This is a genomic window from Serratia proteamaculans (assembly GCF_949794035.1).
GTDB lineage: Bacteria > Pseudomonadota > Gammaproteobacteria > Enterobacterales > Enterobacteriaceae > Serratia > Serratia proteamaculans.
On sequence record NZ_OX461105.1, the window covers coordinates 1,970,055 to 1,990,532 of the forward strand.

The 20,478-nt window shown below is 56.1% G+C and carries 19 protein-coding genes; 5 read left to right on the forward strand and 14 right to left on the reverse strand.

The window, feature by feature from the left end; all coding sequences use genetic code 11:
- Positions 1 to 17 precede the first annotated feature (17 nt).
- Positions 18 to 764 carry a pyrimidine utilization protein B gene (gene rutB / locus QOT07_RS09220; RefSeq protein WP_283604334.1) on the reverse strand — a complete coding sequence of 249 codons (747 nt, stop codon included), beginning with the start codon at positions 762 to 764 and terminating at the stop codon, positions 18 to 20.
- Positions 764 to 1,864 (reverse strand): pyrimidine utilization protein A, encoded by a 1,101-nt coding sequence (rutA, locus tag QOT07_RS09225; RefSeq protein WP_085116164.1) that lies wholly within the window; start codon positions 1,862 to 1,864, stop codon positions 764 to 766. The genes rutB and rutA overlap by 1 nt, the downstream gene beginning before the upstream one ends.
- 288 nt (positions 1,865 to 2,152) lie before the next feature.
- On the opposite strand from rutA, the gene rutR reads away from it, so the two are divergent.
- Positions 2,153 to 2,827 carry an HTH-type transcriptional regulator RutR gene (gene rutR / locus QOT07_RS09230; RefSeq protein ID WP_207977665.1) on the forward strand — a complete coding sequence of 225 codons (675 nt, stop codon included), beginning with the start codon at positions 2,153 to 2,155 and terminating at the stop codon, positions 2,825 to 2,827.
- 47 nt (positions 2,828 to 2,874) lie between these two features.
- Here rutR and cycA read toward each other — a convergent pair whose 3' ends face one another.
- Positions 2,875 to 4,275, reverse strand: a complete 1,401-nt coding sequence (cycA, locus tag QOT07_RS09235) for a D-serine/D-alanine/glycine transporter (protein WP_099061681.1) — start codon at positions 4,273 to 4,275, stop codon at positions 2,875 to 2,877.
- A 682-nt stretch (positions 4,276 to 4,957) separates the two neighbouring features.
- Positions 4,958 to 5,782, reverse strand: coding sequence for an endonuclease (locus QOT07_RS09240; protein ID WP_219015837.1), 825 nt, complete (start codon positions 5,780 to 5,782; stop codon positions 4,958 to 4,960).
- 270 nt (positions 5,783 to 6,052) lie between these two features.
- Between QOT07_RS09240 and tolA the strand changes: the two genes are divergently transcribed.
- Entirely contained in the window at positions 6,053 to 6,466 is a 414-nt protein-coding gene (tolA, locus tag QOT07_RS09245) for a cell envelope integrity protein TolA (RefSeq protein ID WP_430523271.1), read from the forward strand.
- A 15-nt stretch (positions 6,467 to 6,481) separates the two neighbouring features.
- Here tolA and QOT07_RS09250 read toward each other — a convergent pair whose 3' ends face one another.
- Complete coding sequence (locus tag QOT07_RS09250) at positions 6,482 to 6,976, reverse strand: DedA family protein (protein WP_099061678.1); 495 nt, start codon at positions 6,974 to 6,976, stop codon at positions 6,482 to 6,484.
- Between the two features lie 157 nt (positions 6,977 to 7,133).
- Here QOT07_RS09250 and QOT07_RS09255 point away from each other — a divergent pair, with 157 nt between their 5' ends.
- On the forward strand, positions 7,134 to 7,433 hold the full coding sequence (locus QOT07_RS09255; RefSeq protein WP_283602966.1) for a putative quinol monooxygenase: 300 nt from the start codon (positions 7,134 to 7,136) through the stop codon (positions 7,431 to 7,433).
- Between the two features lie 105 nt (positions 7,434 to 7,538).
- On the opposite strand, the gene QOT07_RS09260 is transcribed toward QOT07_RS09255, so the two are convergent.
- Genes QOT07_RS09260 through QOT07_RS09280 form a run of 5 tightly spaced genes read right to left on the reverse strand, consistent with a single transcriptional unit; the run spans position 7,539 to position 13,397 of the window.
- Entirely contained in the window at positions 7,539 to 8,258 is a 720-nt protein-coding gene (locus QOT07_RS09260) for an enoyl-CoA hydratase-related protein (RefSeq protein WP_283602967.1), read from the reverse strand.
- The gene (locus QOT07_RS09265; protein ID WP_099061675.1) at positions 8,251 to 9,423 is read right to left on the reverse strand and encodes an MFS transporter; all 1,173 of its coding nucleotides are present in this window, start codon (positions 9,421 to 9,423) and stop codon (positions 8,251 to 8,253) included. Before QOT07_RS09265 ends, QOT07_RS09260 begins: the two co-directional genes overlap by 8 nt.
- Positions 9,420 to 10,631 carry a 5-aminolevulinate synthase gene (gene hemA / locus QOT07_RS09270; protein ID WP_099061674.1) on the reverse strand — a complete coding sequence of 404 codons (1,212 nt, stop codon included), beginning with the start codon at positions 10,629 to 10,631 and terminating at the stop codon, positions 9,420 to 9,422. The genes QOT07_RS09265 and hemA overlap by 4 nt, the downstream gene beginning before the upstream one ends.
- Before the next feature lie 15 nt (positions 10,632 to 10,646).
- On the reverse strand, positions 10,647 to 11,858 hold the full coding sequence (locus tag QOT07_RS09275) for an acetyl-CoA C-acyltransferase (RefSeq protein WP_283604338.1): 1,212 nt from the start codon (positions 11,856 to 11,858) through the stop codon (positions 10,647 to 10,649).
- Positions 11,859 to 11,867: 9 nt separating this feature from the next.
- The gene (locus QOT07_RS09280) at positions 11,868 to 13,397 is read right to left on the reverse strand and encodes a 3-hydroxyacyl-CoA dehydrogenase NAD-binding domain-containing protein (protein ID WP_283602968.1); all 1,530 of its coding nucleotides are present in this window, start codon (positions 13,395 to 13,397) and stop codon (positions 11,868 to 11,870) included.
- 348 nt (positions 13,398 to 13,745) lie between these two features.
- Between QOT07_RS09280 and QOT07_RS09285 the strand changes: the two genes are divergently transcribed.
- A complete protein-coding gene (locus tag QOT07_RS09285) occupies positions 13,746 to 14,462 on the forward strand; it encodes an autoinducer binding domain-containing protein (RefSeq protein WP_283602969.1) in 717 nt (238 codons plus the stop codon).
- A 177-nt stretch (positions 14,463 to 14,639) separates the two neighbouring features.
- The gene (locus QOT07_RS09290; protein WP_085116177.1) at positions 14,640 to 15,068 is read left to right on the forward strand and encodes a universal stress protein; all 429 of its coding nucleotides are present in this window, start codon (positions 14,640 to 14,642) and stop codon (positions 15,066 to 15,068) included.
- Positions 15,069 to 15,121: 53 nt separating this feature from the next.
- On the opposite strand, the gene QOT07_RS09295 is transcribed toward QOT07_RS09290, so the two are convergent.
- The 4 genes from QOT07_RS09295 to QOT07_RS09310 are packed head-to-tail and all read right to left on the reverse strand — an operon-like array spanning position 15,122 to position 20,352.
- Complete coding sequence (locus QOT07_RS09295; RefSeq protein WP_099061670.1) at positions 15,122 to 16,135, reverse strand: Ldh family oxidoreductase; 1,014 nt, start codon at positions 16,133 to 16,135, stop codon at positions 15,122 to 15,124.
- A gap of 18 nt (positions 16,136 to 16,153) precedes the next feature.
- Positions 16,154 to 17,719, reverse strand: coding sequence for an APC family permease (locus QOT07_RS09300; RefSeq protein ID WP_085116179.1), 1,566 nt, complete (start codon positions 17,717 to 17,719; stop codon positions 16,154 to 16,156).
- A gap of 44 nt (positions 17,720 to 17,763) precedes the next feature.
- Positions 17,764 to 19,374: an aldehyde dehydrogenase (NADP(+)) gene (locus tag QOT07_RS09305; RefSeq protein ID WP_283602970.1), complete on the reverse strand. Its 1,611-nt coding sequence runs from the start codon at positions 19,372 to 19,374 to the stop codon at positions 17,764 to 17,766.
- A gap of 57 nt (positions 19,375 to 19,431) precedes the next feature.
- Positions 19,432 to 20,352: a dihydrodipicolinate synthase family protein gene (locus QOT07_RS09310; protein ID WP_099061667.1), complete on the reverse strand. Its 921-nt coding sequence runs from the start codon at positions 20,350 to 20,352 to the stop codon at positions 19,432 to 19,434.
- Positions 20,353 to 20,478 lie beyond the last annotated feature (126 nt).

Here is a 20,478-nt window from a genome sequence, read left to right on the forward strand (position 1 = left end):
GTGAATAAAAGCAAAACTCATGCCGTCTGGCTGAGTGGGGCGGCTAGCACGTCACAGAAGCTGTCAACGTCCGACACCCAGCCAAAGAAGGTTTCGATGTTGTACAGCGCCGCCTGCTGGGCGAACTGCGGCCCGGCCTGGTGAGTGGCGTCGGCCAGCACGATGCCGAAATACTCGAGGAAAAAACCGTCGCGTAGCGTGGACTCGACACAGACGTTGGTGGCGATACCGGTAAACACCAGATGATGAATGCCATTCGAGCGCAGCAGGCTGTCGAGCTGGGTGTTAAAGAAGCCGCTGTAGCGCGGTTTCGGGATCACAATATCACCGGGTTGTGGCTGCAGTTCGTCCACCAGATCGTAATCCCAGTCGCCCTTGGCCAGCAGCTTGCCCATCAGTTCCGGGCGTTTACGCATGGTTTTCAGCGCGTTGGATTTATGCCAGTTGGGGGAACCCTGGCCGCCGGCCTCGACGTACTGGTTGTCCCAACCGTTCTGGAAGAAGATCACCTTGATACCGGCGGCACGGGCAGCGCTGATAGCGCGTTTGATGTTGGCGATCACCGGGGCGGTGGCCGAAACATCAAACCCGGCGAGATCCAGATAGCCGCCCTGCGAAGCGTAGGCATTTTGCATATCGACCACGATCAAGGCGGTTTCCTGCGGCGCAAAGGCGATAGCCTCCGGACGGGCGGGAAGGGTGACGGTAACCTCGGCCTGCGGTGACTGGCGGCGCACCACCGCTTGGTTTTCAACAATTTTCATCATGCCACCTCGCGGCTTGCAGCGGTTTGTGGGCAAACGTCGGCACGGCTTTTCATCAGCGGCTGGATGCGTTCGCCAAAGTCTTCCACCCCTTTGACAAAGTCATCGAAGGTCAGCAGCACGCCTTCGGTACCGGGGACGGTGGCGATTTCATCCATCATGCGCGCCACGTTGGCATAGGAGCCGACCAGCGTACCCATGTTGATGTTGACGGCTGAGGTGGGATCCGCCATCTGGCGCACGTTGGTGTCGGCGCCGGATTTGGTGTCCTTGCCGCTTTGTTCGGTCAGCCAGGCCAGGGCTTCGGTATCGGCCCCCGCTTTATAACTTTCCCATTTGGCGCGGGCGGCCTCGTCGGTTTCATCGGCAATGATCATAAACAGCACGTAGCAGGCCACGCTGCGGCCTTCGCTATCCGCCGCAATTTTCAGGCGAGCCGCCGTCGGTGCAAAGGCAGTCGGGGTGTTGACGCCCTTGCCAAAGCAGAAGTTGTAATCGGCATATTTGGCCGAGAAGGCCATGCCTGCATCACTCTGCCCGGCGCAGATCACCTTGATGTCCGCCTGCGGTTGCGGGCTGACGCGACAGTCGTCCATCTGGAAGAACTCGCCTTTGAAATCGGATTTACCGGTGCCCCAGAGATCGCGCAGCACATTGACGTACTCCGCCAGATAGTCGTAACGGCGACCGAAGTAATCGTCACCCGGCCACATGCCCATTTGCTCGTATTCCGGTTTTTGCCAGCCGGTGACCACGTTCAGGCCAAAGCGACCGTTGGAAATGGAGTCGATGGTGGAGGCCATACGGGCGACGATCGCCGGTGGCATGGTCAACGTGGCCGCCGTGGCGTAGATCTTGATGCGTGAGGTGACGGCCGCCAGCCCGGCCATCAGGGTGAAGGATTCCAGGTTGTGGTCCCAGAACTCGGTTTTGCCGCCGAAGCCGCGCAGTTTGATCATCGACAGCGCGAAGTCGAAGTTGTAGTGCTCGGCCTTCTGCACGATGGTTTTGTTGAGTTCAAACGTCGGTTGGTACTGCGGGGCATTGCTGGAAATCAGCCAGCCGTTGTTGCCGATAGGAATAAATACGCCAATTTTCATTTGAACACCTCGGGTCTGCGAATGGGACGGTTCATGTGCTGCCTGAATGCTTCTCGCCGGACAGCGCTGGATACGACGGCTATTGCAAGTGGAGTGCCAGTTTTTAAAATGGCTTATTTATCAACAAATTGTTTTTGAGGTGTAATTTTTTTGTTGAGTGAATGGTCCAAAACAGACCATTTGGTCAAAAATGGCTGCACAAAAAACAGGCGCGACTGCGCGTTAAAGGTGCAAAGAATCACTCGGAAGGGGTAGGCAAAAGCGTGGGTTTCACCCAATGGCTTTGTTATGCTGGCTCGAATCAGGTTGCGCCAAGGAGTCGCAGTGAAGCCACAAGCCGTTAACCCCCCCACGCGCCGCTCGCGTGCGGTGGCTGCAAAACGCAGCACCATCATGGATGCGGCGCTGGAATTTTTCTCGCTGTACGGTATTCATGGCACCAGTCTGGATCAGGTGGCGGAACGTGCCGACGTCTCCAAAACCAATCTGCTGTATTACTTTCCTTCCAAAGAAGAGCTGTACGTGGCGGTGCTGAAAGGCATTCTTGAGGTGTGGCTGGCACCGCTTAAAGCGCTGCGTGCCGATCAGGAACCCTTGCAGGCCATTCGCGAATATATTCGGCTGAAGCTTGAGGTATCCCGTCATCATCCGCAGGCTTCACGGCTGTTTTGTCTGGAGATGATCCAGGGGGCACCCTTGTTGAAACTGGAGCTGCAGGGCGGATTGAAGGCGCTGGTGGACGAGAAGTCCGCCATGATCGAGCGCTGGATTGCCGAAGGTCATATCGCGGCGGTAGAGCCACACCATCTGATCTTCATGCTGTGGGCAACCACTCAGCATTACGCTGATTTTTGGGTGCAGGTGGAAGCGGTGACCGGCAAGACCCTGGACGATGAGGCGTTTTTTCAGCAGACAGTGGAGAACGTGCAGCGGGTGATTATCGAGGGTATTCGGCCGCGCTAAGCGCCAGGAGTGGGAAGGGGGATAGCGGACTATCCCCCAGCAGCATATTAAGCGGTTTTCTTCTTGCGCAGGAACACGTAGGACAGGCCGAGCACCACAAACCACAGTGGCGTGACGATCAGCGCCTGGCGGGTATCTTCGCGCAGCGTCAGCAGCACCAACACAAAGGCGAAGAACGCCATACAGACCCAGCACATCAGTTTGCCGGCCGGCATCTTGTAGATCGATTTCTGGTGCAGCGCCGGGCGTTGCTTACGGTAAACCAGATACGAGCACAGGATGATGGTCCAGACAAACATAAACAGGATCGCCGAGACGGTGGTCACCAGCGTGAAGACTGTCATCACGTTCGGGATCAGGTAAATCAGCACCACCCCACCCAACAGACAGATACAGGAGAAGGTCAGGCCATTAGCCGGTACTGCCCGCTTGGACAGGTGGGCGAACGACTTGGGTGCATCGCCTTCCTGCGCCAGACCGAACAGCATACGGCTGGTAGAGAATACGCCACTGTTGGCGGAAGAGGCGGCGGAAGTCAGTACCACAAAGTTGATCACGCTGGCTGCGGCAGGCAGGCCAATCAGCACGAACAGTTCCACGAACGGGCTCTTGTCGGCGACCACTGAACTCCATGGCGTGACCGACATAATCACGATCAGGGCGAACACGTAGAACATGATGATACGGATAGGAATCGAGTTAATAGCGCGTGGCAGCACTTTTTCCGGATCTTTGGTTTCAGCCGCAGTGGTGCCTACCAGCTCAATGCCGACAAAGGCGAACACTGCAATCTGGAAGCCGGCGAAGAAGCCGCTGATGCCTTTCGGGAACATACCGCCGTCATTCCACAGATGTGAGAACGACGCGACGGTACCGGTAGGCGACTGGAACTGCATGGCGATCATCACCAGCCCGGCGATGATTAGCCCGACAATGGCGACGATTTTGATCATCGCGAACCAGAACTCCATCTCACCAAACATCTTCACCGTCGCCAGGTTCAGGCCCAGCAACAGCAAAATGCACAGCAACGAGGCGATCCACTGCGACAGCCCGGGGAACCAGAACTGCGCATAGGCGGTTATCGCCACCACGTCGGCAATACCGGTGACCACCCAACAGAACCAGTAGGTCCAGCCGGTGAAAAATCCGGCCCAGGGGCCGAGCAGATCGGCGGCAAAATCGCTGAAGGATTTGTATTCCAGATTAGAGAGCAGCAGCTCGCCCATGGCGCGCATCACGAAGAACAGCATAAAGCCGATGATCATGTACACGAAGATAATGGAAGGGCCGGCCAGGCTGATGGTTTTGCCAGAACCCATAAACAGACCTGTACCAATAGCACCGCCGATGGCGATCAGTTGAATATGTCGGTTAGTGAGGTTTCTACGTAGATGATCTTCTGATTCGGGCGACGCCTCTGCGGCTATTTTAGAGTGATCTACCATCTTATGATGTCCTGTTTTACCTGTCATGAGTGAAATAGCGAGCTCTGAAGTGGCTCTTTTTTATACGATTATCCGGTCGTGCCAGATTTAGTAAGGTAGAGCAATAACGCCACCTTTGTGCAACATGTTTACAACATTTATGCGAGGGATAAAAGTCGATTGTTCTTTACACTGCGGAGGCAAATCGGACGTCTTGGGGGCGGAAGATTACTCTGGGTTCTGGCAGATTAATAGCCCTGCTGCGGCTTATCTTATTGATAAAACAGGGTGTTAAAAATACCGCATGAGAAAAACTAATGAGTGTAAGCGTTTGACATTCAGGGGGCGGAAACAAAAACGCTAACTCCCTGGAGCGTTAGTTCAACGGACAGAGTTGCTGACGCTTATTCAATTGATTACAGGGACGAAAGTAGCGCTTCCTGTTAACTAAATCAATGTGTTAGCGGTTATTTTTTCTTGATGGTTTTTTAAGATTAATACCTGATTGAGACCCACCCCACAAAAAATGCATTCCCCCGCGTGAATATTCAGTTAAGTGATCTGGCGCAAACTGAGCCTACCGACAGCCGATTTATCTCGAACTCTAAACGTAGATTTCCTACAAAATTGGTAATGGGACTTTTGGCGGGATGAACCAACGGACTCAGCCGTACCTTAAGGCATGAATATGCTTACGTACGGGTCAGGGTGTATCAATCAGGTGAATGTGCTCACGGTTTTCATGGAATAGCCGTCGACAAAGAATACGGTAACAGTCGCGGTCGAACTCATCGGCCGGGAGACTGAGTGCTTCTGCTGCATGCAGAGAGGGGGCGGTACCAAGGTAGAACCAATTACTGATGACGTGGAAGGCCTTAAGTTGGCCCTGTCGTTCCTCGATGGCGATCCTGCCGGGGAAGGGCCAGTGTCGCACCTGGGCCTGTGTCAGGGCACCAAGCAGTCTTGTTTGGTGTGCTTGTGGGGTCTCCTTCCCGCAGCAGACTCCGGCGCACTTGCCTAACTGGTGGCGAAAACAGGGTTGTCCCGGACGGCCCTTTTCAATATCCAGATACGTCAGGCAGAGCCGTTCCCGATCGGCAATGTCGAGTAGAAAGTCGACGGCCGCCGCGCGCCGTAGAAACAGGCCGTACAAGTCCGGTGTTCGCGAGAAATCCAGCGCGTCGCTGTAGACGATACGCGTTTGGGAGTCCTGGACCTGCAAGGCACAGAGCCGACGAATTTTACGCAGTCGCTTGTTGTAAAGCGGGCTTTGTTGTTTAACCAGGGATGATTCAAGCAGTAGCGCGCCAATCTCACCCACCGTCTCGATGAAGGTGATGCGACGGGTGGCGGAAAGCAACCGAGCTTCACGTGGATTACGCAGGTGAGACTGTACCCGGCGGCGAATGTTGACGCTCTTACCGATGTATAGCGGGTGGGCACAGTTCTCCCCGTGAAAGAGATAGACCCCGCAGGTCTGCGGCAGGTTGGCGACCTCTCCGGTCAGATGTTCAGGGTATTGATACATGGACTATCAGAAACTCATGGCTTTTGGAGACGTGGCGGATCCCGCCAAAGATAATATTTTCTTATTATAAGCCGCATCAGCCTGGCGGGTAATGCCAAAATTCGCTGCAAAGCGTATTCGCTTAACTTCACGGTAGTTATCAAACAGGCCTCTGACGCTTTTCGACCCCGGTCCACAAGGTCTGTTTTTGCTTTCAGACTCCTGCTTTATCTCGTAATCTCGTTATTGAGATTTGTTATTTTTTTAAGTTTTACCTATAGGGATATAGATATGCGTAAATCGCTAATAGTTGCTCTGGGCGTGATGATGCTGGCGGGGTGCTCGAAGAGCCATCCAGAGATGAAGTCAGGGGCGTCTGGAGAGGGTGTTGATGATCTTTTTGCTACTTTGGAAGGCAAAACAGCGCCTGTATCTGCGGACGGGGTCAATGCGTATGCCATGCAGATCAAGTCTGCTATTCAAAGTCATTTGCACGATGCCGGTTTATACGCCGGTAAAGAATGCTCTTTAAGGATCACGCTGGCTCCGGATGGCATGCTTATCGCCGTCCGGGCGGAAGGTGGTGATCCTGCTCTTTGCCGCGCAGCGATAAAAGCAACCACAAACGCCCGCTTTCCCAAACCGCCGTCACAGGTTGTGTATGGTGATTTTAAAAATGCCGTATTGGAGTTTCGCCCCCAATAACCCGATGCTGGCGATTTAAAATACCCGGCTAACCCACATCAAAGCCATGGCCCAAATCCCGGCGGACAGTGCGCTGGCGCAATAAACCTGCTTGAGCGGCAGTGCAATGATACCGGCGACCAAGGGCACGGTGTAGCGCATCACCGCCAAAAAACGTGACATAAACAGCAGTGGCATGCCTTTCTTCTGCAGTGCGGTTTGTGCCCGGTGCAGAGGGGCCTGAAATCGGATCGGCAACCTTTTGAGCGATCCCCGACGGCAGAACAGCGCGCCGCAATGGAAGGATAAAACGGAGCCAAGCAGGGCGCCCAGGGTAATCGCCGCCCAAACATGGATGTCGGAAAGTACCGGTTTACCGGCAACGATACCCAGCATCAGTGTGACCGATGCTGGTGGCAGCAGCGAGGAAATGAAAATCACTGACTTGCCCAGCGAAAATAAGAAGATAATCAACAACAGGAATTCAGGTTCCGGACTGTATTTGGCGATCATTTGTGTGAGTTGTTCCATCGGCCACCTTGAAAAATTTGTCGTCAGGTGACCAGTGTCCCATTCGTAACTTCAATAAATGGTCAATTAGGTTTTATTAGCTGAATAGGTTCATCATGCTGAGAGGCCGCGACCGAGCGTCGCGCGACACTTGGTAAAACAAACAGGGAAGCTAACAATGTTAAAAGTGATTGCTGAAGATTTTATCAAGCTCGATTGCGTTGAAACGGTGATGCCGTTGTATCAGGAACTGGTGGAGAAAACCCGGCAGGAGCCGCTTTGTCTCTCCTATGAGCTGTTTATCGATCATCAGGACCCAGGGCATTTTATTTTCGTCGAGGAGTGGCCCGATCGCGCCGCGCTGGATGCACATTGCCAAACGGAACATTTCAGGCGTCTGGTGCCGTTGATTAACCAGAATCAAAGTAAACCCTGCACCTTCCTGTTTATGCAGCCATTTGCCTCGGTGAAGGGTTAAGGGAGCAAAAAAATCCCCGCAGAGCGGGGTTAATGGCTTCTCAAACACTGTCTTGTAGTGATTAAAAATTAGACTGCGAATGATTACCATTCATTAAGAATGTTCTTAAAAGGATATTGTCGCCTGACGCACCCGGTCTACCCAACTTTGTTGGTAGTCAAAGGTGGGGGCTTCGTGTCGGTTTAATCCATGGCGGACGATGGCCTTCACCGCCTGACTTGCCAGCGGATTTTTCTGCGCAATCTGCCGGGCGAGATTCAGCGATTCCTCGTATGCGCTGCCCTCGCTGATGCGGGAAATGGCACCCTGTTGCCAGGCTTCCTGTGCGGTGATGATTCGGCCGGTGAGTAACCAGTCGAGAGCGATATAGGGGGAGATCCGCGCTGGCAGCCGTGAACAGCCTCCTTGCGCGGCAACCAGCCCCAGCCCGGTTTCCGGGAAACTGAACTGTGCGTTACGGCTGGCGACGATCAGGTCGCAGGCCAGCGCTATCTCGAAACCGCCGCCGAAGGCGATGCCATCCACCGCGGCAATAATGACCTTGGTGAGTTGGGCATGCACCAGCCCGCCAAATCCCCCCGGTTCGACCACCGGCAGTTCACCCTGCTGGAAGGCCCTGATGTCCATGCCGGCGGAGAACACCTGCGGCAGGCCGGTCAGTACTATTACCCGAATTTGCTCATCCTGTTCGGCCCGTAGCAGATAGCTCTGGATCAGTTGCGCCATCGCCAGATTGATGGCGTTCTTTTTTTCCGGCCGGTTCAGGGTGATCACGGCAATGGCGTCATCTTGCTGATACTGCACGGGGAGTGGCTGGTCAGTCATTGGCTTTTTCTCCCTGGAAAAAGAACAGCGTCAGCAGCAGGGCGATGGCTCCCAACGGCAGCGAAAACAGCGGGAGATAAAACGCCGGCAGGCTGTACAGCGTCAGGCCACCGAGCATGCCACCCGCGGCGATGCCGGCATAGAGTACCGAGCTGTTGAGTGAAACGGTCAGCGCGCCAAAGCGCTTTGACAGTGACAATAAGTGGTGCTGGATCGGCACCAGATACATCCAGCCGGTAATGCCCCAGACCAGAAAGATTGCCAGTACCCACCAGGGGGAACTGACGTAAAAAGTCAGCAGGAACAGCGAAACGGTTTGAATCGACACCGAAAACAGCAAAACAAACTTGCTGCCGAAGGTATCGGTGAGCAGGCCGGAAACGAAGTTGCCGATCACGGCACCGATACCGAACACCAGCAGCGCGATCGGCAAAATAGCCTCCGGGCCAAACTGGGTATTTTTCAGCAGTACGCTCACATAGCTGTAAACAATATGCTCGGAGCAGACGGCGAAAAAGGTGATCAACAAGGTGGTCAGCACCGCTTTTTGCCGCAGCGGGGCAAGCCGTTCTTTCAGCGTATGTTTACCCGGTGCCGCGATGGCGCTCAGCGCCAGCGAAAGCCCCAGCAGTGAGACCGCGCCTAACAGGGCAATCAGCAAAAAGATTTCCCGCCAGCCAATCAACCTGGCCAGGAAGGTGCCGAAGGGAATACCGAGGGCGATGGCCAACGTCATGCCGCCGTAAACAATCGATATCGCCAGCCCGCGGCGTTTTTCCGCTACCAATCCAACCGCTGCCGCCGCGGCCTGTGGCGTATAGCAAGCCGCGCCCAGCGCCGCCAGCACGCGCCCGGCAGACATTTGCAAAAAGCTGTCGGCGTAGGCACAGACCAGATTCCCGGCGATAAATAACACCAGGGCCAACTGCAAAATATGCTTGCGGTTGAGATTACCCAGCAGCCAGGCAGTTAGCGGAGCAAACAGCATATAGGCCAGGGCAAAGATTGAGATTAACTGCCCCGCCTGCGCGGGGCTGACGGCAAAGGTGCCGGAAATCTCGTCGAGTATGCCGGCGACGATAAACGCATCGGTACCGATGGCGAAGGTGCCGGTCGCCATCAGACACAGCGTAAGAAAATGGCCGTTATAGTCCGTCAACTTCATCCCGCTCTCCGTAACTGGTTGGCGGTCCAGACTTTGCTTAATGCCGCCAGGAAATATTCCACGTCCTCATGAGTATGGGCAGAGGTCGGCGTAACGCGCAAACGCTCGCTACCGGCCGGAACCGTTGGGGCGTTCACCGGCTGTACGTAAATATCGTATTCATCGAGCAGCTGCTTGCTGATGTGCTTGTTACGGTGTGGATCGCCGACCAGTATCGGCAGAATATGGCTGTCCTCCGAGACCAGCGGAATGCCGGCGGCGCGCAGACCGGATTTCAAATGGTCGATAATCGCCAGCAGGTGTTTGCGTTGGTTGTCATGCTCCAGGTTGTATTTGAAGCTGGCCAGCGCGGCCGCCACCACCGGTGCAGGGGATGAGGTGCTGAAGACAAACGCCGGCGACCAGCTACGCACCGCCTCAACCACCACGCGGGGGGCGGCGATGTAGCCACCGGCCGCGCCGTAAGATTTGCCAAAGCCGCCCTGGATAATGGTGATTTTGTCCAACAGGCCAAGCTGTTCGGCATAGCCCAGCCCGCGATGACCGTAAACGCCGGCGGAGTGGATCTCGTCCAGATAGGTCAGCGCCTGATATTGCTCAGCCAGTTCCACAATTTGCGCCAGCGGCGCAAAGTCACCGTCCATCGAATAGAGCGACTCGAAGGCGATCAGTTTGGGCCGATGCGGATCCGCCGCCTGCAGCAGTTCAGCCAGATGCGCTACGTCATTGTGGCGGAAGATTTTTTTCTCCGCCTTGCTGTAGCGGATACCGTAAATCATCGAGGCGTGGTTCAGCTCATCGGAAAACACAATCAGATCGGGAATGGCGTCACACAGGGTGGACAATGTGGCGTCATTGGCACCGAAACCGGTGGTAAACAGCAGCGCGGACTCTTTGCCATAGGCGCTGGCCAGCAGAGTTTCCAGCTCGCTGTGGTAGATCGAGGTGCCGGAAATACTGCGTGCGCCGCAGGTGCCCAGACCGACGCGGTTTACCGCCTCAGTGGTGGCCAGAATGACTTTGGGATGATGGCTCATCGCCAGATAGTCGTTGGAGCACCAGACGTTCAGACGGCGTTCCCCATCCTGACCGTGGCTGGTGGCCCAGGGTTTATCCAACACGCTGCGTTCCAGATTAAGGAACTCACGGAACCGGCCCTGTTTTTTGGTTTCGGCCAGTTTTTCTTCAAGAATGTTCAATACGCTCATACGAAGTTCCTTGCATTAGAGGGCTTTAATAACCAATGAAACACCCTGGCCGACACCGACACACATTGTCACCAGCGCATTGTTTAATTGCCGGGTATGTAGCTCCAGCGCGCTGGAAAGCACCAGCCGCGCGCCGGACATGCCCAACGGATGCCCGAGGGCGATGGCGCCACCGTTCGGATTGACCCGCGTATCGTTGAAGTCGATACGCCAGCCTTGCAGCGTCGCCAGCACCTGTGCGGCAAACGCCTCATTAATTTCAATCACGTCAAAATCATTCAGGGTAAAGCCGGTTCGTGCCAGCAGGCGGTCAGTAGCGGCGAGCGGCCCAATGCCCATCAGTGAAGGGGCGACGCCGGCGCTGGCGCTGTCGCCAATCTCGGCCAGCGGTTGCAGCGACTTGCGTTTCACATAGCGGCCGCTGGCCAGCAGCAACACCGCGGCACCGTCATTGATGCCGGAGGCATTACCGGCGGTGACCGAACCCTCTGCGGTAAAGGCCGGCTTCAGCGCCTGCAATTTTTGCAGCGTGGTCTGTCGTGGGAACTCATCCTGTTCGAAGGTTTTGCGGGTTTTACGATCGGCCTGCACCTCAAGCGGGGTTATCTCCCTGGCTAAACGGCCATTTTCAATCGCCCGCCAGGCCTTCTGCTGCGAGGCCAGGGCAAAGGCATCCTGATCTTCGCGGGAAATCCTGTACTGCTGCGCGACGTTCTCCGCCGTTATGCCCAGCGGATCGCTGCCATAGCGCTGCGCCAACTGCGGATTGACAAAACGCCAGCCCAGCGTGGTGTCGTACAGTTTGACTCCCTTGTCGAAAGCCGTTTCGCTTTTGCCCATCACGTAGGGCGCGCGGCTCATGCTCTCCACACCACCGGCCAGTACCAGATCGCTGAGGCCGCTTTTTATTTTTGCACTGGCGTAGATCACTGCATCCAGCCCGGAAGCGCACAGGCGGTTAAGGGTAATCGCCGGCACTGCCTGATCCAGGCCGGAAAGCAGCGCCGCCATGCGGGCAACGTTACGGTTGTCTTCACCGGCCTGATTGGCGCAGCCGAGGATCACTTCATCAATATCCGGCTCCGTTTCAGGATGCCGTCGCAGCAGCGCCCGGATAATAGAGGCCGCCATGTCGTCCGGACGGGTTAACGCCAGGCTGCCGCCATAGGCACCGATTGCGGTGCGGGTGCCGTCGATCAGATAGACCCCATCGTCTTTAATCGTCATCATTTTTCCTTACGGCGCGACGGCCAGTTCGGGCCGGGGGGCATTCAGCAATGAGTAATGCGGGTAATAGCGGGCGGAATGCAGCAGTTGCGCCATATTATCCAGCGTTGATTTCACGTTTTTTTGCCCGAGCTGCGTCAGCCAGGCAAAGATGCCATCGGCATAGTTAACGCCCGCCACGGCGGCAATATCGATATCTGCCCGGCTGCAAACCCCGCTCTCCACCATGATCACCGACTCATTGATCAGACTGCTCAGAACCCGGGCGACGATCAGGCCTGGAGAGTCTTTAATAAACTCCACCTGTGGGATCAACGTTTGCAGCAGCGACAGAAACAGCGCTTTATTGGCCTCGGCGGCGTCCTGATTGTGGGCGGCCACCAGATAGGCGGTATCGCTGTAATTCAGTGCGGCGTCGATCACAAAGGTGTCGAGATCGGTCAATTCAGCGAGCAGATTGGCGGTGCGACCATCGGTGATTTTGACGGCCAATGCGTCATTCACCCGGATAAAGCGTCCCAGCGTCGGCCGTTCCGGCTGGTGAATAATCTGCAGCGTTGGCCAGATAGCCAAGGCGCGCTGTTGCAGCAGGTCAAACAGGGTATGTTCGCCATAAAAATGCAGGGAAGTCAGCGTGCCGTTGCCTGCGTCGAGGGGGTTGGATTCGGCTGCAGGGGCAGCAAAAAAGGATCGGCCGTTTTTCTTCCCCAATAACCCGGCATCCACCAACGAACGTTGCAAATGACCGGGGGTATAGCGGGGGTCGTACTGCATGTCCTGCCAAATCTGGCTGCTGACCTGATAGTTAATATCCTGGCCGATAAAGTCGGTCAGCTCCAAAGGGCCCATGCGAAAGTGGCCACCGGCCTTGAGGGCACGGTCGATCTGCGGTGCCAGCGCCACGTTTTCTTCCAACAACCGGAATCCTTCCAGATAAAAAGGCCGTGCCATCCGGTTGACGATAAAACCCGGTGTGGCTTTGCAGACCACAAACTGTTTGCCTAGCGCCGTCACCAACTGCTGGCAGCGCAGGCTGGTGGCCCGGCTGGTAAAATAGGACGGAATAATCTCGATCAGTTTCATCAGCGGGGCCGGATTGAAGAAGTGCAGGCCGATAAAACGGGCGTTGTTTTCGACGCCTGCCGCCAGCTTATTCAACGACAGCGATGAGGTGTTGGTGGCGATAATGGCCTCTTGTTTCACCGTGGCCGCAATCGCCGCGAGGATTTCATGCTTGGTGGTCTCATGCTCCGCGATGGTTTCAATCACCAGGTCGCTGTCGGCGATAGCGTCGAAAATGGGAGAGAAAACCAGGTTGGCCAATACTTCGCCTTTTTTCTGTGGGCTTATTTTCCCGTTGTCTATTTTCTTATCCAGGTCACGGATAATATAGTCGCGGGCCTGATCCAGATTATTACCGCTACGATTATAAAGCAGGGTTCGTATGCCGTTCTGCGCCAGAAGATAGGCAATACCTCTGCCCATGGTTCCGGCACCAATAACAGCGACCGAATGGATTGCCGAATTATTCTCTGCCATAAAAATCCCCGTGAGTATTTTTCTGCCTTGCGAAATTCGCAATTGCTTATTATTTATTCGGATTTAAAAAGCACCAGGTGCCTATGGCGAAGGTAATGGGCGGCGCTGTCAGTGTCTAACGGTAGAAGTGACAGGTTTACAATAAATCGGCTTTATGTTATTCGCGTAATTTCTGGAATTAACGCCATTTAAAGGGCGTTATTTATTCATAATCGAGGGGGAATAGCTGTTTTTGTTATAGCCATGGAATTTTTTATACTATGAAACGGCTGTTGTCACCCTGAGCCCTCCACTATAGTTAATCTTACTTATCGATAACCCGGTGCGGCTTTCTGGAGAACCTGTTTTATGGACAACCACCTTCAGCCTTTGATGGAAGCCTTACTGACCCGTCTGCCAGACCGCGAGGCTTTTTTAAGCCAACTGGAACCTTGTGCCCAGGCGTTGGGTTTTGAATACTTTTCTTACACAGTCTTTTCCTGCTACCCGGCCAGCCGCCCCAAAATGCTGATAGAGGGGAATTTCCCCGAGTCCTACCTGGAGGACTACCGCAAGCTGCGGGTCTACCTGCAGGATCCGGTGATTGAGCAGGCCCATCACTCTACGCTGCAATTTCATTGGGATGAACGCTTCTACCAGGACAAGCCGGAGCTGTGGTGGCGCATGGCGCAGTTTGGCATCCGTGAAGGCTGGTCACAGTCAATCAAGGATTGCTATGGCCGGCTGGGGATCCTCACCTTTGCCGGCAAAAGTATTCCCGTTCAGTCACCACAGGCCAGCGCACGTAACGAAACTTTCTTCTTGTGGCTGGCGCAGATTGTTCATAAAACGCTGCGTGAAGCATTAATATCGGTGAACGACGAGGCGATCAAAGATGTGCTGACACTGCGCGAGAAGGATATTTTACGTTGGTGCAGCGAAGGCAAAACCTCAGAAGAAACCGCTCTGTTAATGGGGCTGAGTGAGCGTACAGTGAATTTCCACATTGGCAATTCGATTAAAAAGCTGTCGGTGGCCAATAAAACTGCCGCCACGGCGAAAGCGGTGTATTTACAGCTTATTTAACCCGGTTTGAAATAATTAAGCGGCTAGCCGTTAGACATGTGATGTTTATATTTTGTTAAATAAGGAATTATCCTAACCAGTATTTACCGCCGATCACAAAAGCGCGAGAAAGCGGTTCACCCTTATCCTTCCCGGCAGTACCCTGTAGTCACCAAGGTGACATAGAAGGGATGTGATATGTACAAGACCATATTAGTGCCGATAGATATTGAAGAAGATCTGTTGACCGAGCATGCGCTGGAACATGTTGAGTACCTGGCGAAAATATCCGGTGCCAAAGTGCATTTCTTCCATGCGTTGCCGGATGCCTCGGCATTCGTTACCGCTTATTCTTTCGGTATCAAGGAGTTTGAGAATCAGGCGGAAGTGAAGGCGGTGGATAAACTCAAGAAGATCATGTCAGAAATCGACATTCCGCTGGATCGTTTGGATTACACCGTCAGCTTTGGTTCGCCGCGCGATGAAGTGCTGGTGCTGGCAGAGGAAATCGAGGCCGATCTGATCATCATCGGCTCACGCCGCCCGAGTGTGAAAACCTACCTGCTGGGCTCCAACGCCGCAGCCATTGTGCGTCACGCCAATATCTCGGTGATGGTGGTCAGGTAATCTTTTAGACGTAGCTTAGGTGAGAGCCCCCTCTCCCAAAGGAGAGGGGGCTATTAGCGGCAGAGAGCCACAATCTCGTCATACAGCGTCTGCGGTAAGCTAATACCGTGCTGCTCGCTGTACTGCCGCCGCTGAAAACGCCGTTCTCCCGGAATACGCGCCCCTTGCTCGCTCATATCCGCAAATAAGGCTTCCGCCCTGGCCAAATGCAGCGCTTTGTCCGCCCCCAGGAAACGATCGGGATCCATCGCGATGATCAGCTCGCCACCGTAAGGGGAGGAGCCGGTTTGCCGATCGTAGGCCAGCGATTCCTTACTGGTCATATCACCAATCAACGGCCCGGCGATCAGCTCAACCATGGCCGCCAGCGCCGACCCCTTATGACCGCCAAAGGTCAGCATTGCACCCTGCAACACGCTGGCAGCATCGGTAGAAGGTTCCCCCTGTTGATCGATGCCCCAACCCGGCGGCAGTGGTGTCCCTGCGCGGCGATGCAGCTCAATCTCGCCGCGTGCCGCCGCGCTGGTGGCCATATCGAAAATAAAAGGTGGAAGCTGCGGACGCGGCCAGCCGAAGGCAATCGGATTGGTGCCAAACAGCGGCCGGGTTCCCCCCGCCGGCGTCACCCAGGCATGGCTCGGAGTACAGGCCAGTGCCACCAACCCCCGATCGGTCAGGGGCTCGATATCGGCCCACAGCGCGGAGTAATGTACGCAGTGATTAATCGCCAACGCGGCGATGCCGTTAGTGCGCACCTTATCAATAAACGCCGGTAGCGCGGTACGGTAGGCCAGCAGCGAAAAGGCGTCGTGGGCATCTACCCGCAGGATGGCCGGGGCTTGATCGACCAGCGTCGGGCGCGCATCGGCGGACACCTTGCCGGCCAGCAGCGAGCGCACGCAGCCAAGCACCCGGTACAGACCGTGCGATGCGCAGCCGTCGCGTTCACCGGCCGTCACATTCTGCGCAACGGCATCGGCATGTTCGGCGCTGAAACCGTTGCTGCGCAGTGCGCGTAGCGCAAGATCATAGGCCTCTTTCAAGCTCAGGCTCTGGGTTTGTGTCATCAGCTATCTCCTTTGCGGTTACTCTTCTTCATCACCGGCAAAATTCGCCTGAGGTAAACAGGTATAGGCGCCCCAGTAATAGATTGCCAACGCAATGACCGCCACCGTGATGGTGTCCCACGGGTGGCCAATGGCATTAATGCCACCAAAACTGCCGAGGTAGGACGCGACAATGATCAAGGCGTAGAAGGCAATCAGCCACAGCGACGACCAAATCTGTTGCTTCAGGCTGACGGCGTGGGTCGGTACCTTATTTTTGAACAGGATATAAACCACAAACATCAGGATCTGCAGGCCGAGCAGCCAGGACACGGTATTCCAGCCGGACCAGTATACGATCAGCGCTGAAATGATAAATGATACCGGCCCGAGTACGCAGAACCCGCGCACGAAGAAGGGACGCGGCAGATCCGGCGCATTGCGCCGCAGACCGGCAGCGGTGACCGGTGCAATGGCGTAACTCAGCACCAGCGCGGCGGAGACTACACCGATCAGCTTCTCCCAGGAGGGGAAGGGCAGCGTCCAGAAGATCGACAGTGCAAAGGTCAGCCACAGTGCAGGGCGTGGAATACCGGATTCACCGTCGACGCGGGTAAAGATCTTGAAGAAGGTACCTGCGCGGGCCCAGCCGTACACCACGCGTGGGGTGGCGTTCATGTAAATATTGCCGGTGCCGCTCGGTGAGATAATCGCATCGCTCACCACCAGAAACGCCAGCCAGCCCATGCCCAGGGTGATGGCGATGTCACGATAAGGCAGGGAAAATTGCTGGCTGATACCGGCCCAACCGCCACTCAGCATTTCGCTGGGAATACTGCCTAGGAAGGCCACCTGCAACAGCACGTAAATGATGGTGGACAACACCACCGACAGGATCAGCGCGATAGGAATGGTGCGCTGCGGATTTTGCACCTCGCTGGCGACCGAGATGATCGGCGTCAGACCCAGATAGGCGAAGATAATCCCCCCGGCGGAAATGGCCGCTTCCACCCCGGCGGAGCCAAAGGGCGCAAACCCCTGACTGTGCAGATTTTCGGGTTTGAAGAAGCTGAACAACACCACAATCACCAGCAGGGGTACCACGAATTTAATCACGCTGATCAGATTGTTGGATTTGGCAAAAGTTTTGACGCTGTAGTAATTCAGGGCGAAGAAAAAGCACAGCAGCAGGAGCTGGACCAGCCAGCCGATCAGCGTCGGGTTACCGGAGCCGGGCTGGCTCAGAAAGGGAAACCAGGCGGCGGCGTACTGGCGGGCCGCGACGATCTCAATCGATATCAGGCTGGAGAAGGCGATCAGGGTAATAAACCCCAGCAGATAGCCCATCAGTTCGCCGTGGGAGAACACCGGGTAGCGGATAATGCCGCCGGCGCGGGGCAGCGCCGCACCCAGTTCACAGTAAACAATGCCCAGCAACAGCACGGCTAAACCGCCGATCAGCCAGGAGTAGATGCCGGCGGGACCGGCGATGGAAGAGACGTGGCTGGCAGCGAACAGCCAGCCGGAACCAAAAATTGCGCCCAGGCCGATAAACGTCAAATCGGTGAGCGTAAGCTGCTTCTTGAATTTGCCTTGGGTTGTCATGGGTTTACCCTTTTGTTATTAGGTGGCATGCAGATGCGGCCGGGCTAGTTGCTGGCAGGTGAGTGGATCGGATCTCGGGTGTAAATACCGTTAACCAGCCTCAGCAGGCCAAGCGGATTACTGTCTTGCAACGGTGGCGGCAATAATGCAGCCGGGTAATTTTGCAGGCAGACCGGGCGCAGGAAACGCTCAATGGCCAGCGTACCGACCGAGGTGCCACGGGCATCGCTGGTGGCCGGATAAGGGCCGCCGTGAACCATGGCGTCGCACACTTCCACTCCGGTCGGGTAGCCGTTGAACAGCACTCGTCCGGCTTTACGGGTCAGCAGTTGCGCCAGCGGCGCGGCGTCGGCCAGATCGTCAGCGTCGGTCAGCAGCGTGGCGGTCAGTTGCCCTTGCAGGCTTTCCAACGCGGCGGTCAGTTGCTGGTGGTTTTCTACCGTCACCACAATGGCTGCCGGGCCAAACACTTCTTCCTGCAACAGCGGATCCCCGCTGAGCAGTAAATGACTGTCGGCCTGATACAGTTGTGGCGCCGCCAGATGAGGCCGATCCTCAGGATCACCGGCCAGATGGCAAATGCCCTGGTGCTGATCCAGTGCCGCCAATCCGCTGCGGTAATGTGCCAGCGTGCCGGCATTGAGCATCGGTTGCGGGGCGGCGGCGTTCACCCGCTCGGTTAATTCACGGATAAACTGGCTGAATGCTTCGCCGCGTTGGCCGATGATCAGCCCCGGCTTGGTACAGAACTGGCCGCAACCCAGCGTGAAAGAGGCAACCAGATCGCGTGCGATCTGTTGCCCACGTTGGGCTAATGACTGCGGCATGATGATCAGCGGGTTGATGCTCGACATCTCGGCAAAGACCGGGATGGGGTGCGGACGGCGCATGGCCAGATCGAACAAGGCTCTGCCGCCGCGCAGCGAGCCGGTAAAGCCCACCGCCTGAATGGCCGGGTGCTGTACCAGTTCCGCGCCAATGCGGTCGCCGTAAATCATGTTGAATACCCCGGCCGGGATCTGTTGCTGTTCTCTGGCCCGTTCAATCGCCTGTGCGGTCAGCTCGGCGGTGATCATATGGCCACCGTGCGCCTTGAACACCACCGGGCAACCTGCGGCCAGTGCGGCGGCGGTATCACCGCCCGCGGTAGAGAAGGCCAGTGGGAAATTGCTGGCGCCAAACACCGCCACCGGACCGAGTGCCGTGCGGTATTGGCGTAGATCCGGACGGGGTAGCGGCATCCGCTGGGGTAACGCGCTGTCGATACGCACAGCATGCACATCACCACGGCGTAACAGGGTGGCAAATAACCGCATCTGGCCACTGGTTCTGGCACGTTCACCGCTCAGCCGCGCTAATGGCAGGGCGGTTTCCTGCATGGCGAAGGTAAAGAATTCCTCATCCAGTGCATCCAACTGCCCGGCAATCGCCTCAAGAAAGTCAGCCCGGCGTTCGGCACTGAGTTGAGAATAGGCGGTGAACGCCTGTGCGGCGGCATCGGCGGCGGCGGCGGTTTCTGCGATGCTGGCCGAGAAAAAACGGTGTCCGGTCGGCTGGCCGTTATCGGCGCGCAGGCTGACCAGTTCGGCCTCACCGCTGGCGCGGCGTTGGCCGCCAATAAACTGTTGACCGCTGATGGTATGGGCGTTGGGCATGGGTTCCCCCAATAGGCAAGTGGCTGGGCCCGGCAGGTGGCCGGGCGAGAGTGGCAATTACAGGCCGACGTCCGGCAGCGCAGGGCGGTTTGCCAGCGCTTTTTTAACCACGGCGGTGACTTCGGCCAGCGTATCGCCCTGCAACGCCAGGCGGGGTGGACGGGTGATGGCGCTGCCGCGACCTACCAGCTCTTCACACAGCTTGATGCACTGCACCAGGTCCGGCCGCGCATCCAGATGCAGCAACGGCATAAACCAGCTATACAGCGCCAGTGCTTCCTCAAAGCGTTTTTGCTTCGCCAGACGGAACAGGGTTTCGCCTTCACGCGGAAAGGCGTTGGACATGCCGGAGATCCAGCCTTCGGCGCCGACGGCGATGCTTTCCAGCACCACGTCATCGAGCCCGGCGAACAGCACAAAGCGATCGCCGACCTCGTTACGCAGGTCGATAAAGCGGCGGGTATCGCCGGAAGAGTCCTTGAAGCACACGATATTTTCGCAGTCGACCAACGACGTCAGAATGTCCGGCGTCACGTCGTTTTTGTAAATCGGCGGGTTGTTGTAGACCATGATCGGCAGATCGGTGGCCGTGGCGACGCTGCGAAAGTGGGCGGCCGTTTCGTGAGGTTTGGCGGAGTAGACCAGCGCAGGCATGACCATGATGCCGTCGACGCCGACCTTTTGCGCTTCACGCGCCATGTCACGGGCAAAGGCAGTGGTGAATTCGGCAATGCCGGCAATCACCGGGACCTTGCCTTGCGCCGCATCGCGCGCCACTTCAATCACCGAGAGTTTTTCCTGAACGGTCATCGAGGTGTTTTCGCCCACGGTGCCGCATACCACCAGGCCAGATACGCCGTCTTTGACCAGGTTTTTGATCACCGTATGAGTGGCGTCGAGATCCAGAGAGAAATCGCTACGAAACTGAGTGCTGACCGCCGGGAATACGCCGCTCCAGCTAATGGCTTTATGGCTCATAGTGTTTGTCCTGTCGTCCAAGTTTGTTAATCAATGGTGAATTATTGGTAAAATCCAATCACAGATTGACCTGTATTGTTCGCAGGGGCTTGACGGTTTTCTCCGAATGCCATGACGAAATTGGCA